Genomic DNA, 12,638 nt, shown 5'->3' on the forward strand with positions numbered 1-12,638 from the left:
CCCAGCGCCCGGTACGCCCACCGCCCGCGCCCCGTGCGCGGGGCCCGCCCGACCGCGAGGGCCTCGACCGTGCGCAGCCGTCCGGCCCGCAGCGCGGGAACCAGCGCCGCGAGCCCCACGACGAGCAGGGCGGCGACCGGTACCGCGACGTCCACCCACCAGGCCACCGAGAGGGAGACGGTGCCGTACACCGCCTCCGTCTCCGCCAGCATCGGCACCGCCAGGAGGTTGCCGAGACCGACGCCCGCGACGATGCCGACGCAGGCCGGAACCATCGCCTGGGCCGTGTGGGCGAGGACGACCTCGCGCGGAGTGAAGCCGATGGCCTTGAGGACGCCGATCCTGCGCAGACCGGTGCCGACCGCACCGCTGACCACGCTGCTGACGATGATCACCGACATCGTGATGCCCAGTACACCGAAAGCCGTCACGAACGGGACGGTCGCCGCCGCGCCCTGGTTCGCGGCGCGCCTGGTGTCCAGCCAGGACCGCGTACCCAGCAGCGCCCCGGAGCCCGTGGCGGAGACGAGTTCCGCCCGGTGGGCGAGGATCTGCCGTCCCGTGTCCGCGGAGTCGAAGCGGTAGAGCATCTGGTGCGTGACGGGGTGGTGGCCCCGTGACGCCACCACGTCGACCTGCGCCGGTGTCACCCACGCGTCGGCGGTCTCGCCGGCCGACGAGGCGAAGCCGACGACGCGGAGGGCCGGGGCGTTCGCGGCGTCCGAGGCCCTGAGCACGGAGCCGATCCCGACCCCCGGCCTCTCGAACGACGAACCGAGCACGATCTCACCGGAACCGTCCACCCACCGGCCGGACTTCAGTTCCACGCGGTCCACGTCACCGCCCGGACCGGAGCGCCCGACCAGGGCCAGCGTCGGGAGCGGGAAGCCCGTAGCGTCCACCGGGCGGAACGCCGTGGACGGGAACGGCCCCGCGCTCGCGGTGACGCCGTCGAGCCGCCCCGTTCGCGCCAACCGCTCCGCACTCACCCCGGCCGGATCGAACTGTGCGGTGATGTGCGCGCCCCGCTGCTCGTCGAAGGCGTGGTCGAAGGGCGCGGCCGCGGCGACCATCAGCGACCCGGACACCACCGCGGAGGCCACGGCCAGCATCGTGGCGAGGGCGATCACGACGGTCTGCACGCGTCGTCGGCTCACCCCGGAGCGCACGACCCGGCCCAGCGCACCGGTGCCGAACGGGCTCATCGGACGGCCCGCGCACGCGTGTCACGGGCGAGGCGACCGTCGACCAGGTGGATCGCGCGGCTCGCGACCGTCTCGGCCAGCGACAGGTCGTGCGTCACCAGCACGATGGTCTGGCCACCGCGGTGCAGATCCCTCAGCAGCTCGCGGACGTCGTGCCCCGAGGCGGTGTCGAGCGCGCCGGTGGGCTCGTCGGCGAGCAGCAGTTCGGGCCGGTTGACCAACGCCCGTGCGACGCCGACCCGTTGGCGTTCCCCTCCGGACAGCCGGCTCGGGTGGGCGCGGGCGTGCCTGCGGATGTCCAGCATCTCCATGAGCTCGTCCGCGCGGGACGCGGCCTCGCGCCGGCCGGTGCCGGTCAGCCGGGCCGGGAGCTGGATGTTGTCGGCGACGGTGAGGTCGTCGAGCAGATTGAAGAACTGGAAGGCCATGCCGATGTGCTCACGACGGAACCTGGCGAGGGCGTGCTCGCTCAGCCGGTCGATCCGCCGGCCGGCCACGGTCACGGTGCCGTCGGTCGGTCGGTCCAGGCCCGCGACGAGGTTCAGCAGGGTGGACTTGCCGCTGCCGGAAGGCCCCGTCACGGCAAGGGCCTCACCCCTGGCGACGCTGAGCGTGAGCGGTCCGAGCGCGGGCGCGCCGGTGCCGTCGTAGCGCTTCACCGCGCCCTTCAGCTCGATCAGTTGAGTCATGCGGGAGGCCCGTCCTTACGGTCGTGGGAGACGCGTGCCGTCGTCGGCCCTGTGAACCTAGGAGCCGCCACCGGCGGGGCGCGTCGGCCGCGGGACCGCTGTCGGCCCCTTCCCCCGGACCACCCGGCCGCGGACTCCTCCCCGAGGACGAGGACCCGAGGACGACGCCCTGGTCAGTCAGGCGGACGCGGGCCGGACACGGGGCCCAGCACAATGTGCGGATGGAGACGGAAGTCCTGCGCGACAGACGGCGGCAGCTGATCGACGCGCTGCGCCCCGAGGCGAAGGCCGCTCCGCTGTCCGGGCGGGCGGTACGCGCCGATGCGGTGCTGGCGGTCGTCCTGACCGGCATCGCGTTGACCGTCGAGGCCCGCCACCCCGGCGGCGGGCCGATCACCGTCGGCCCGCCCGGGACCGACGTCGGCACCGGGGTTCCCGTCCCACCGCCGCCCGGTCCGGGCCGGGTGCCCGCGGAGGAGTTCCCTCCCCCCGTGCCCTGGTTCCTGGTCGTCCTGTCGACGCTGCCGCTCGCGCTCCGGCGCCGTTGTCCGCTGGCCGTCTTCGCGACGGTGATGGGCGCGGGCCTGGCCGTCGGCGCCGCCGCCTCCTGGATCACCGTCCTGGCCTGCGTCGTCGCCGCCTACAGCGCCGTCGTGCACAGCCGGTACCGGATCCTGTCGATCGCGGTCCTGGTGATCGCCGCCGTACTGTCCGGTGTCGCCTTCCGCAACGCGGACCCGGTGCTCCCGGGGTGGTCCAGTCCGGGATTCGTCCTGCTGGTGGCCGGGATGCTGGCCAGCCTCGTCCGCTTCCTGCAACTGCGCCTCGCCTCCAGCCGGGACGAGGTCACCGAACTGCAGGAGGCTCAGGAACGGGCCATGCGCCGGGCCGTGGAGGAGGAGCGGGCCCGCATCGCCGCCGAACTGCACGACGTCGTCACCCACAATGTGAGCGTGATGGTGATCCAGGCGGGCGCGGCGCGCACGGTGATGGACGCGATGCCGGAGCGGTCCAAGGAGGCACTGCTGGCCGTCGAGGCGGGGGGCAGGGCGGCCATGGCCGAACTGCGCCACGTGATGGGCCTGTTGGCGGCCCCGGACCAGGAGAAGCCCGACGACCTGGAGCCCCAGCCCGGGCTCGCGCAGCTCGACGCGCTGGTCGCGCGGGTCCGCGCCGCCGGGACGCCCGTGAGCGTCGCGGTGTCGCTGCCGCCGCGACCGCTGCCGGCGGGCGTGGACCTCGCGGCGTACCGCGTCGTGCAGGAGGCGCTGACCAACACCGTCAAGCACGCGCGCGGCGCGGAGGCGTCCCTCTCCATCGGCTGCACCGACACCGGTCTGTGGATCGAGGTCACGGACACGGGCGGCGTGAAGGGCTCCTCGCCGGTGGAGGGCAACGGCCGCGGCCACCTGGGGCTGCGTGAACGGCTGGCCGTCTACGGAGGCGAGCTGACGGCCGGGCCGACACCCGCCGGCGGCTACCGGGTCACGGCCCGTATCCCACGGAGCGCCGGATGACGGCGGACCGGCCACCGCTGCGCGTGGTCATCGCGGACGACCAGGCCCTCGTGCGCACCGGCTTCTCGATGATCCTGGCCGCGGACGGCATCGAGGTGACCGCCGAGGCGGCCGACGGGGCCGAGGCCGTCGCAGCGGTCCGCCGCACGCGGCCCGACGTCGTCCTCATGGACATCCGGATGCCGGAGATGGACGGCATCGAGGCCACCCGTCGCATCCTCGGCGGTGACGGCCCGCAGGGGACCCGGGTCGTCATCCTCACCACGTACGACCTCGACCACTACGTCTACGCCGCGCTCACGGCCGGCGCCAGCGGCTTCCTGCTCAAGGACGTCTCCCCGGAACACCTGGTGGCCGCCCTGCGCCTGGTGCGGTCCGGCGACGCCCTCCTCGCGCCCACGATCACCCGCCGGCTGATCGAACGCTTCGCCGGGCACGACGAACCGCGGACCGTGGCCCCGCACCGTGACCTGTCCGCCCTGACCCCGCGGGAACTCGAGGTGCTCCGCCTGCTCGCGACGGGCCTCAGCAACGCCGAACTCGCCTCCCGGCTCTTCCTCAGCCCGACCACGATCAAGAGCCACGTCGGCCGCATCCTGTCGAAGCTGGACCTGCGCGACCGTGTCCAGGCCGTCGTCCTCGCCTACGAGACGGGACTGATCGCCCCGAGAGGGGGCGCCCCGGACCCGGACGGGTGACCGGACAGGGAGCCCGGTGCCCGGGACCGCCGCCCCGGCTCCGGGCACCGTCGTCCTTCCCGCCGCCGGCGGGGAACGCGGCGCGCGGGAGAGGACCCCGCGTGCCGCAGCCCCGCGTCGTAGGCGGTCGGCCGAGGCGCCGGCGGGCTTCACACCGCCTCGTGGGCCCGGTCTCGCGTGGTGGCGCTCGCGGGGGTGTCCCCTCCGGCGCGGGGCAGGGTGCGGAAGAGGCTGCCCGGCCACCAGAACCAGCGGCCCAGGTCCAGAGCGAGGGCGGGTACGAGGACCGTCCGCACGAGGAAGGTGTCCAGGAGGACGCCGATGCCGACGAGGACGCCCATCTGGGCCATCGTCACCAGGGGCAGGCCCGCGAAGATCGCGAAGGTTGCGGCCAGGACGATGCCGGCGGAGGTGATGACGCCTCCGGTGCTGGTCAGCCCCTCCAGGACGCCGCGCTCGTGGCCCAGCCTCCCGGTCTCCTCCCTCACCCGGTGCATGAGGAAGATGTTGTAGTCGATGCCGAGGGCCACCAGGAAGACGAAGCCCATCAGAGGGATCGACCAGTCGACGCCCGCGAAGCCCAGAACGTGCTCGAAGAGCAGGTTCGAGGCGCCGAGGGCCGCCAGGTACGACAGCACGACCGTGGCCAGGAGCAGGAGCGGAGCGACCAGCGCCCGCAGCAGGAGGACCAGGACGCCCAGGACGACAAGGAGCACGATCGGGACGACCGTCGTGAGGTCGCGGTCGGCGGCCCGCTGGGTGTCGAGGGTTTCGGCGGTGGTGCCGCCGACGAGGGCGTCCATCGGGTTCACGGCCTCGCGGAGGTCGTCGATCGTGTCCTTGGCCGCCCGGCTGTCGGGCGCGTCCTCCAGCACCACGGTGAGGGCGGTGAGTTCTCCGTCCGGCGTGCGGTCGCCGCCCTCCTCGACGCGGGCCACCCCGTCCACCGCGGACACGGCGGCCTCGACCTCGGCCGTCCGGTCGGTACGGGTGATGACGTCCGCCGGGTCGGAGGCGCCCGACGGGTAGTGCGACGAGATCCTCTCCTGGGCCACGACCGACTCGGGCTCGTCCTGGAACATCTCCGCCTGGGTGAGGCCCATGCCGATGCCGGCCGTGCTGAGCGCGAGCACACCGGTGACGGCGACGGACGTCAGCCACGACCAGCGAGGGCGCAGGGCGACGGCGGCCCCGACGCGGGACCAGATCGTGCGCGGCTTGCGGGCGGGCGTGCCCTCGTGCGGAACGAACGGCCAGAACACCCAGCGGCCGGCGATGACCAGCAGCGCGGGCAGCACCGTGACCATCGCGAGGAAGCCGCAGACCACGCCCACCGCTCCCACCAGCCCGAGCGAACGGGAGGAGTTGATGTCGGCGAACGCCAGGCAGGACAGGCCGACGGCGATGGTGGCCGCGGAGGCCAGGACCGCGGGCCCGGAGCGACGCAGCGCGACGCGCATCGCTTCGTGGCGGTCCTCGTGGCGGTGCAGCTCCTCGCGGTAGCGGGCGATGAGGAGCAGGGCGTAGTCGGTGCCGACGCCGAAGACCAGGACCATGAGGACGCCGGAGCTCTGCGGGTCGACCGGGAGCGCGGCGTGCTTCGCCAGCAGGTACGTGGTGACCTGGGTGAGGACGGCCGCGAAGCCCACCGAGATCAGGGGCAACAGCCACAGGACGGGGCTGCGGTAGGTGAGGAGCAGCAGGACGGCCACCACCAGACCGGTGGCCAGCAGCAGTGTCGTGTCGAGGCCGTCGAAGACCGCCACCGAGTCGGTGAGGGACCCGGCCGGGCCGCCGACCGCGACGTCCACGCCGGGCGGCGCGTTGGCACCGGCCACGTCACGCAGTTCGTCGACCTTGTCGGTGAGGCCGTCCTCACCGTCCAGCGGGACGATCGTCATCAGGGCTTTGCCGTCCTCGGACGGGATCGGCTGCGGGACCGCCCGGCCTGCGGGGACGTACCGCGCGAAGGCGGCGCGGTCGGCGGTGGCCTTCGCCCGGGCCTTCGCACCGTCGCCGGTGTAGACGACGACGGCCGGCATCACCGTGTCCGTACGGAACTTCTCCAGCTCCGTGTTGACCCGCGCGGACTCGGCGCCGCGCGGCAGGAAGGCGTTGGGGCCGGTTTCCTCGACGTCGCCGAGTTTGCCGGCCAGCGGGCCGAGGGCGAGGGCCAGGACCAGCCAGGCGGCCAGGACCAGCCACTTGCCGCGTCGCCCACCGGGCGCGCGGGCGACGCGCTGGAGCAGCGCACGCATGAGTAGTCTCCTTCTGGTGGGGAGCGCGCCGCCGGTCCGTCTCGACGGCCGGCGTCAGGGCGCACGGGCCCGCATCACGGCGTTTGCAGGTTGTCGCGACCTGCCGTGAAGTGCGGGTGGGTGTGTGTCCGGGGTGTGTTCTTCCTCGGTACGGCCGGGAGTTGCCGCTCCCGGCCGTACGCCTGCCGTCAGCGTCTACTCGATCTCACGCATCATCTTCTCCATCGAGGACACCGCGAGCCGGGTCTGTGTCAGCTCGTCGAGGGTCTGGCGCTGTTCGTCGGCCATGCGGCGCTGCAACTCCACGGTGTCCTCCAGGAGTCGGGCGTACTTGGCCGCGAGGTCCTTGTACTGCTGCTCGCGCGCGGCCAGCATCCGGGCCCGCCAAGTGGCGGCGACCTGCCAGACGATCACGATCAGCAGGGAGAAGAGTCCGGCCGCACCCACGGCCCCGACCAGCGCGCCCACTGTTCCGGTGCTGTCGGCGAGCGTCACCTGTTCCGCATTCACTTCGTTTCCTCTTTCTCGGCCTCGGTGAGCGTGGCGGCCGCTCGAGCGATGACGCCGGGGGTCAACTCGTAGAAGAACGGCGTGACGTCGAAGTACCTCATCGTCTTGCCGTCCTCCGCGAGTTCGAGCGTGCCGACGACCAGTCCCGCCGCCTCCAGCCGCTGGAGGTGCATGTGCAGCAGCGGGCGGCTCATGCCGATCTCGCGAGCCAGCGCGCTGACGTAGTTCCGGCGCTCCAGCAGCGCCGCGACGATCCGCATGCGGTGCGGATTGCCGAGTGCGGAGAGCACCCTCAGCAACTCGTCGCCCGTCGGTGCCGGAGGTGGGACCTCGGGCATCGCGGCCCCTTTCCGTCGTACCTGTCAGAAAAGGCTGACAGTACCCGCGAGCACCTGTCAAAGATTCCTGACACATCTCAGGGCCGGAATGGGGGAAAGCTGGGGGAGGCATAAGGGACGCCTCAGGGTCGGCTCGGGGGCGCGTACGGGGGCGTACGGGTGCGCTGCCCGGACGCGACCGCTCCCCTCCGGACATCACCCCCGCCGGGAAACCGCGGGGCGGTCCCGCTCCATGCCGAGGCACGGGCCGGTTCGCCGTCCCGGGCCGCTGTACGCACGACAGAGGCCAGGTACTGAATTCAGTACCTGGCCTCTGACCAGCGTCGGGGTGGCGGGATTTGAACCCACGACCTCTTCGTCCCGAAGCAATTGGGACGGTGGTGCTGCCTTGGGCTGCTGCGCGTCTCACCTGCGCTGATGATCCGCAGACGTTCGTGCTCGTCCGCCGATGTTCGTCGGCGTTGTCACGCAGTTAGACACTCACCCTGAGGTTGGCGTGGCTCCTGCAGAGAGCCTGTCCTCAGTCGTCCTCGCCGAAGCCGTATCGGATGTCCTCCTGCTTGCAGGATGGGCAGACGATGTAAGCGTGTGAGTTGCTGCCATCTTCATAGGGCAAGTAGCTCGTTCCGCCTGAGAGCGATGACTGACACCACTGGCAGGTGCCACCACCGCGGTTCTTGGCACGGGTCGGCGGGTCAAGAAGCATGCCATCTACGTCGAAGTAGACCCTGAACCCAAAGCAACTGTCGTTGTGGCATTCGTACCGGCCAGCAAGTTCGTCTGAGTCGGCCCACAAAATCTCCCCGCAGTCAGGACACGCTCGCCCCAAGGCGCCACTGTTGCTGCTCGCGGAATTGTCGAAGACGCCCATGGTTACCCCCTGGATGCGGTTCTTGCGGTGGTGGTCGCCCTTGCGAAGGATATTGCCAGATAGCGAGCTCTCCTGAGCTCTGCCGACGCTTACCCGGACGAGTCGGCCCTCCTCGCGGCGACCTGGCCGGTCGCCGGCGGTTGGCCCGGGAACTTCTGATCCGTAGCTCTACAGAGATCGGTCATTGGAGGTCATACAGGCGGCGGGGAAGTACTTGGCGGCCGGTGGTGGTCCTTGCCGGTTGATGGGGTTGCTGTACCTCGTTGCTGTACAGCAGCATCCTGGCCGGGGGTGTGGTGATGGAGCGGGAACAGCTCGAACGACTGCTGTGCGATGGCGACGACACGTCATCGGCCGCTCTGACTGCCCTCCGCGTCGGCGCTTCTTACGTCATCTGGGACGGCACGACGTCACCCAAGTCGCTCGCGGCGGTCTACGGGCGCCGACTCCGTCACACCGTGCGGAGGGGCATAGAGACCCTGGGCTTGGCGCGGGCTGTGCAACGCCTCGACCTCTACGATCGACCGGTGCGGCTCGGCCAGATCAGGACTGCCGACGGGACTTGGGTCTTCATGCTGTTCCTCGCCGAGGACGGCAGCACGCTGATCGCGTGCACGGGCGTCCGGCAGACCCAACCTGGACCGCCGCGACCAGACACCTGCTAAACCTCCGCGCCGCAAGCACGCTTTCCAACTGTGGTGGTGGGGCCTGGGGCATCGGCCGGGGCCGACAGTACGTCCGGCTACCGCCTCCGATCTCGTCTGAACGGCCGTGACCGGCGCTGAATGAGACGGAAACTGAGACGGACGGCGGAGCCGCGCTCGCTAGCATCTTCGCTGTTGAAGGGGGGAGCTATGGCACTGGTCCGCAAGGGATCCCGACGGATCGTCGTCGACGGCACGGACTACCGCTGGCGGCTGCGAGGCAGGCCAACGTACGACCAGGGCCTGGCATGGTCGCCTTGCACGTTCGCGGTCGAGCATGCGGGCACCCCAGGTTCGACGCTCGTGGTCACCACCGACCAACCGCATCCCAGCAACTGGATCGGTCGAGGAGCTGTGCCTGTACTGCCGTCCCATGTAGCCGCGGGTATCCGGCTCGCTCTGCGAGAGGGTTGGACTCCGACAGCTCTGGGCTGCGCGTTCCACCTCGACCAGTCCGCCGGCTTCACGCCATCACACTGAACAGAGCCGGAGAATCGTTGGGGCCTGTACCTCAGCCGACGACAGTCCGCCACAACGGCGGGTGCGCCGACCGATCAGGCGCGCGTGTGCCTCGCTGCACCCCCACAGGCCGCAGCCACGCTGCTAGTGCCGTCGAACAGAGCAAGCCACGACGGCTGGCCCGTGATGATTGTGCTTCGGCCCTCAGCTTGGGTGTACAGCGGTTTGTATCGCACAACGGTAAAGCCACGGGTTCCGGTGTACTGCTGCATTGCCCATTAATTCCGTGGCTCACCGACGTATCGGCCACAGCCCTGATGTGCCCTTCAGGCAGCTTTTTTGCCTGGCTACTTGAAGCGCTTCGATGCGGCAAGCGCCTCATTGGTTTTCATTCTGCGAAGATCCTCGCCATCGCGCACGTAGTACTCCTCGTCGAAGCTGGACAGCTCCGACTGTGCGGGAACTCTAATAATCACGTATGACCGCCCAGAGTAAGTGACTGTATCCACGTTCGCCAATACAGCACTCTTTAGTGGCTCGCTTACAGGGGAACCCTGAATGGCCCCCAAGATTTTTCGCGTGTAATCGCTGAGCTGTATTCCTAGAGCTCGACATTCCCGGTCCACGCCAACGAGAAGCTGTCGTCCCATGTGGAGAGCCACGACAGAATCGAGTTGCTCAATTCTTTCCGCATCTTTGTCGGTATCCGCCACACCGAAGACGATGTATCCATCCGCTTCGGGCCCCACGTTGGCGATGGCTGAGATTATCTTCGGCAGCTTTTCGAGAAATGTGTGATTGATTTCCCGCTTGTCGTTCAGTGAGACTATTCCCTGCTTGAATTCGTAGCGTGCACTCTCTATTGGAGCTCGTCTGATGATGTTGGGAAACTCAATCTCCATAGCTGGGCCATGAGTGAGCGCTGGTCGCGGTGCACTGGCGAAATGCTTCTCCAGAAGACCGCGAACGATATCAATGTTCTCTTGGCGCTGTTGCTCGGTCGTTGTATTCCTGCTAGGAGTCAACCTGGCAGACACCTTTCGGATAGCGGCGAATGCCGCTTTAGGGTCTGCGAGCTGCTTCTGCTGCCTGATCATGAGATCGTAGAACGCCATAAATATTGCATAGAAGGGCGTTTTGGCGGAGGTGAAGCTACTAGTGCTGACGTGTGACCTAAAAGCTCCGCTGATGCCCGGTCGCTCGGACTCCACCATGGTCTTCATGGCGCCAAGCACATCCTTGACATCGCTGGCCAGAGTTTCGGTGCCATAAGTGTTCAGGTCGATGGCAAGCGAGTAACTCTCAGGGGTGGTTGGGTCAAAGTACTTATCGAGCACATCGGAGCTGACGCTGAACGTATTTCCCCTGACAACTGAAATGCAAATATCCGCTAGGAGTTGCTCGTCCTCACTTTGCTGCAGTTGGCGCGGATTTAGAACTCCCAAGCTGCACCAGAAAGTTTCTTCTGCAGCAATCCCGTACCCCAATCTTTCGCGTGCGGAATCGATTGAAACAACCGGCATCTTGGTGAGCGGGAGCACGTCGGGTGAGCCGTCGTACCTAAAGTCGGAGGCAAGCCTCCTGACCATTCGAACGAAGTCGCTGACGACACCTGCCTGTCGCTTCTCCTGTGCGCTAAGCTGGCGGCCTCCTGAGTTGATGCGTCGAAAGACTTCGGTGACTTGCGTTTCCTCTTTTGAATCGAAGATGGTTACCGCTAGCTGATAATCAAGCAAGTCGGCGCACTTGCTTGCCGGGAGAAGGCCAGGATTTCCAGATTCAGCCTCGAATGCTCCGGCCTCTGCAAATTGTCGCGCTCGCGAAAATTCCTTGAGATCGAAGAATTGTTTTTCATCGCCGACTGAAATTGCGTACTTGTGTTCAATGTACCCAAAGATCGCGTCTAGCCTCTGCATGCCGTCAATAATTTCAAAGTCGCCGTCCGCGGTTTCGGCGAAGAGGAACAGTGGGATCGGGAATCCTTTTAGAATGCTGTCAATCAAATGGATCTTTTCGTCTACCCCCCAGACGAGTTTCCTTTGATAGTTGCGATTCACGATAAGTTTTTCGCCTCGATAAAGGCTGTAGGCTTCTTGAATCGACATTCCTCGGGGGGTGATGGACATCGATGGGCCTCCTGTCGATCGAGCCTGGTGACACGTCAGATGCAACATCTACCTACTGCACATCAACTAAGAAGCGAGTGTTGGTTCTTGTTGAAATTTGTGAGAGTTGACTCCCTCGGTCGCGATTTCGGCATCCGGCGGCTGATTGCCGTGCGCGCGGCACGGGCGCCGGCCGGGCTGGAGCGGGGCGGAGACAGGAGCGCAGGCCCGGCCGGGGGCCGGGCCGCGCGCGGTGAGCGGAGCGAGCCGCCTTGAACCAGTAGAGAAAGTTTGAATCACGTCCTACGGGAGCTTGATCATCTAGGTTAGGGGCCGATGTCCGCTTCCTCGTGGTGTAGAACCTGGTCATGGGGAGTGAGCGGCAGGAGCGGATGACGGCGCTTGGGGCACGTCTTCGAGGGCTCCGGGCAGAGGCCGGTCTGACGGGTGCTGTGTTGGCACAACGCGCCGGTGTGGGACAGCCGACTGTGTCCAAGATCGAGAACGGGCGGATGGTCCCCAGCGTCGACGTCTTGGGTCGCCTATCGCGTGCTCTCGACCTTGATGAGCCGGCCAGTCGTGAGGTGCGTGCCCTCCTGGCCGCCGTGGAGGATGCGCCGAACATCGTCGAGACATCCGACGACAACGCACCCGACGGGGCAGTTCTTGATGAAGCGGTGCGGTCCGCTCGGCTGGTTCGCTCGTTCCAATGCGTCGTCCTGCCGGCCATGCTTCAGAGCGCCGAGTACGCCCGGCACGTCTTTGAAAGCGCACCGAACCCCGCGCCTGAGGCTGTTGGCCGTGCTGTTGCTGCCCGCGTGGAGCGGCAGAGCGTGCTGTACGAGCCAGGACGGGAGTCGGTGTTCGTTGTGACGGAAGCGGTCTTGCGTACGTGGCCGGGAAATCCTGAGCTGATGCTTGCTCAGTTCGACAGGCTCCTGGCCGTCGACAGTCTGAGCACCGTACGTCTCGGGATCATCCCCTGGCGTCGGGCAGTACCGGTCATGCCTCGTCACGGGTTCACCCTGTGCGACCAGCGGGCCGTCGTGGTCGAGGCCTTCCGGGATGAGCGGGTCGTGGACGACTCCACTGAGGTCGCCGCGTACCAGGAGACCTTCAGCCGCTTCGAGGAAATCGCGGTCTTCGGGATCGAGATGCGGGAGCTCTTGATCCGCGTGATGCACGAGTTCCGTGAGCTGGCGGACGTCACCACTCGTTAGAGGAATAATTCCTCAAGATGCCTGGCCCCTTGTCGCGCATGAGAATACTCTGCTCGCTGTGCTG

At 67.8% G+C, this 12,638-nt stretch carries 10 protein-coding genes; 4 read left to right on the top strand and 6 right to left on the bottom strand.

What is annotated here, in order from left to right; translation table 11 throughout:
• Both B7767_RS07640 and B7767_RS07645 read right to left on the bottom strand, forming a co-directional pair.
• The coding region (locus B7767_RS07640; RefSeq protein WP_143652266.1) for an ABC transporter permease at positions 1-1,205 on the bottom strand (1,205 nt) is incomplete at its 3' end.
• A complete protein-coding gene (locus tag B7767_RS07645) occupies positions 1,202-1,894 on the bottom strand; it encodes an ABC transporter ATP-binding protein (RefSeq protein ID WP_085571493.1) in 693 nt (230 codons plus the stop codon). The genes B7767_RS07645 and B7767_RS07640, both read right to left, overlap by 4 nt.
• A 221-nt stretch (positions 1,895-2,115) precedes the next feature.
• On the opposite strand from B7767_RS07645, the gene B7767_RS07650 reads away from it, so the two are divergent.
• The gene (locus B7767_RS07650; RefSeq protein ID WP_085571494.1) at positions 2,116-3,411 is read left to right on the top strand and encodes a sensor histidine kinase; all 1,296 of its coding nucleotides are present in this window, start codon (positions 2,116-2,118) and stop codon (positions 3,409-3,411) included.
• Positions 3,408-4,109: a response regulator transcription factor gene (locus B7767_RS07655; RefSeq protein WP_085571495.1), complete on the top strand. Its 702-nt coding sequence runs from the start codon at positions 3,408-3,410 to the stop codon at positions 4,107-4,109. Before B7767_RS07650 ends, B7767_RS07655 begins: the two co-directional genes overlap by 4 nt.
• A gap of 149 nt (positions 4,110-4,258) precedes the next feature.
• Here the strand turns inward: B7767_RS07655 and B7767_RS07660 are convergent, their stop codons facing one another.
• The 3 genes from B7767_RS07660 to B7767_RS07670 all read right to left on the bottom strand — a co-directional run bounded on the left by B7767_RS07660 (position 4,259) and on the right by B7767_RS07670 (position 7,215).
• Positions 4,259-6,367, bottom strand: a complete 2,109-nt coding sequence (locus tag B7767_RS07660) for an MMPL family transporter (RefSeq protein ID WP_085571496.1) — start codon at positions 6,365-6,367, stop codon at positions 4,259-4,261.
• Positions 6,368-6,562: 195 nt separating this feature from the next.
• A complete protein-coding gene (locus B7767_RS07665; RefSeq protein WP_085571497.1) occupies positions 6,563-6,877 on the bottom strand; it encodes a hypothetical protein in 315 nt (104 codons plus the stop codon).
• Positions 6,874-7,215, bottom strand: coding sequence for a winged helix-turn-helix domain-containing protein (locus B7767_RS07670; RefSeq protein ID WP_073933069.1), 342 nt, complete (start codon positions 7,213-7,215; stop codon positions 6,874-6,876). The genes B7767_RS07665 and B7767_RS07670 overlap by 4 nt, the downstream gene beginning before the upstream one ends.
• A gap of 1,134 nt (positions 7,216-8,349) precedes the next feature.
• On the opposite strand from B7767_RS07670, the gene B7767_RS07675 reads away from it, so the two are divergent.
• Positions 8,350-8,751, top strand: coding sequence for a hypothetical protein (locus B7767_RS07675; RefSeq protein ID WP_256923350.1), 402 nt, complete (start codon positions 8,350-8,352; stop codon positions 8,749-8,751).
• Positions 8,752-9,596: 845 nt separating this feature from the next.
• On the opposite strand, the gene B7767_RS07685 is transcribed toward B7767_RS07675, so the two are convergent.
• The gene (locus B7767_RS07685; RefSeq protein ID WP_179167060.1) at positions 9,597-11,375 is read right to left on the bottom strand and encodes a DUF262 domain-containing protein; all 1,779 of its coding nucleotides are present in this window, start codon (positions 11,373-11,375) and stop codon (positions 9,597-9,599) included.
• A gap of 347 nt (positions 11,376-11,722) precedes the next feature.
• On the opposite strand from B7767_RS07685, the gene B7767_RS07690 reads away from it, so the two are divergent.
• Positions 11,723-12,574 (top strand): helix-turn-helix transcriptional regulator, encoded by an 852-nt coding sequence (locus B7767_RS07690; protein ID WP_085571500.1) that lies wholly within the window; start codon positions 11,723-11,725, stop codon positions 12,572-12,574.
• The last annotated feature ends 64 nt before the right edge of the window (positions 12,575-12,638 follow it).

The sequence above is a fragment of the Streptomyces sp. 13-12-16 genome (genome assembly GCF_002114215.1).
In the GTDB taxonomy this organism is placed as follows: Bacteria; Actinomycetota; Actinomycetes; order Streptomycetales; family Streptomycetaceae; genus Streptomyces.

Excerpts from the sequence above, each read along its gene's own strand:
- B7767_RS07645 (WP_085571493.1), bottom strand. The coding sequence starts at position 1,894 with ATGACTCAACTGATCGAGCTGAAGGGCGCGGTGAAGCGCTACGACGGC.
- B7767_RS07655 (WP_085571495.1), top strand. The coding sequence starts at position 3,408 with ATGACGGCGGACCGGCCACCGCTGCGCGTGGTCATCGCGGACGACCAG.
- B7767_RS07690 (WP_085571500.1), top strand. The coding sequence starts at position 11,723 with ATGGGGAGTGAGCGGCAGGAGCGGATGACGGCGCTTGGGGCACGTCTT.
- B7767_RS07650 (WP_085571494.1), top strand. The coding sequence starts at position 2,116 with ATGGAGACGGAAGTCCTGCGCGACAGACGGCGGCAGCTGATCGACGCG.
- B7767_RS07685 (WP_179167060.1), bottom strand. The coding sequence starts at position 11,375 with ATGTCCATCACCCCCCGAGGAATGTCGATTCAAGAAGCCTACAGCCTT.
- B7767_RS07670 (WP_073933069.1), bottom strand. The coding sequence starts at position 7,215 with ATGCCCGAGGTCCCACCTCCGGCACCGACGGGCGACGAGTTGCTGAGG.
- B7767_RS07660 (WP_085571496.1), bottom strand. The coding sequence starts at position 6,367 with ATGCGTGCGCTGCTCCAGCGCGTCGCCCGCGCGCCCGGTGGGCGACGC.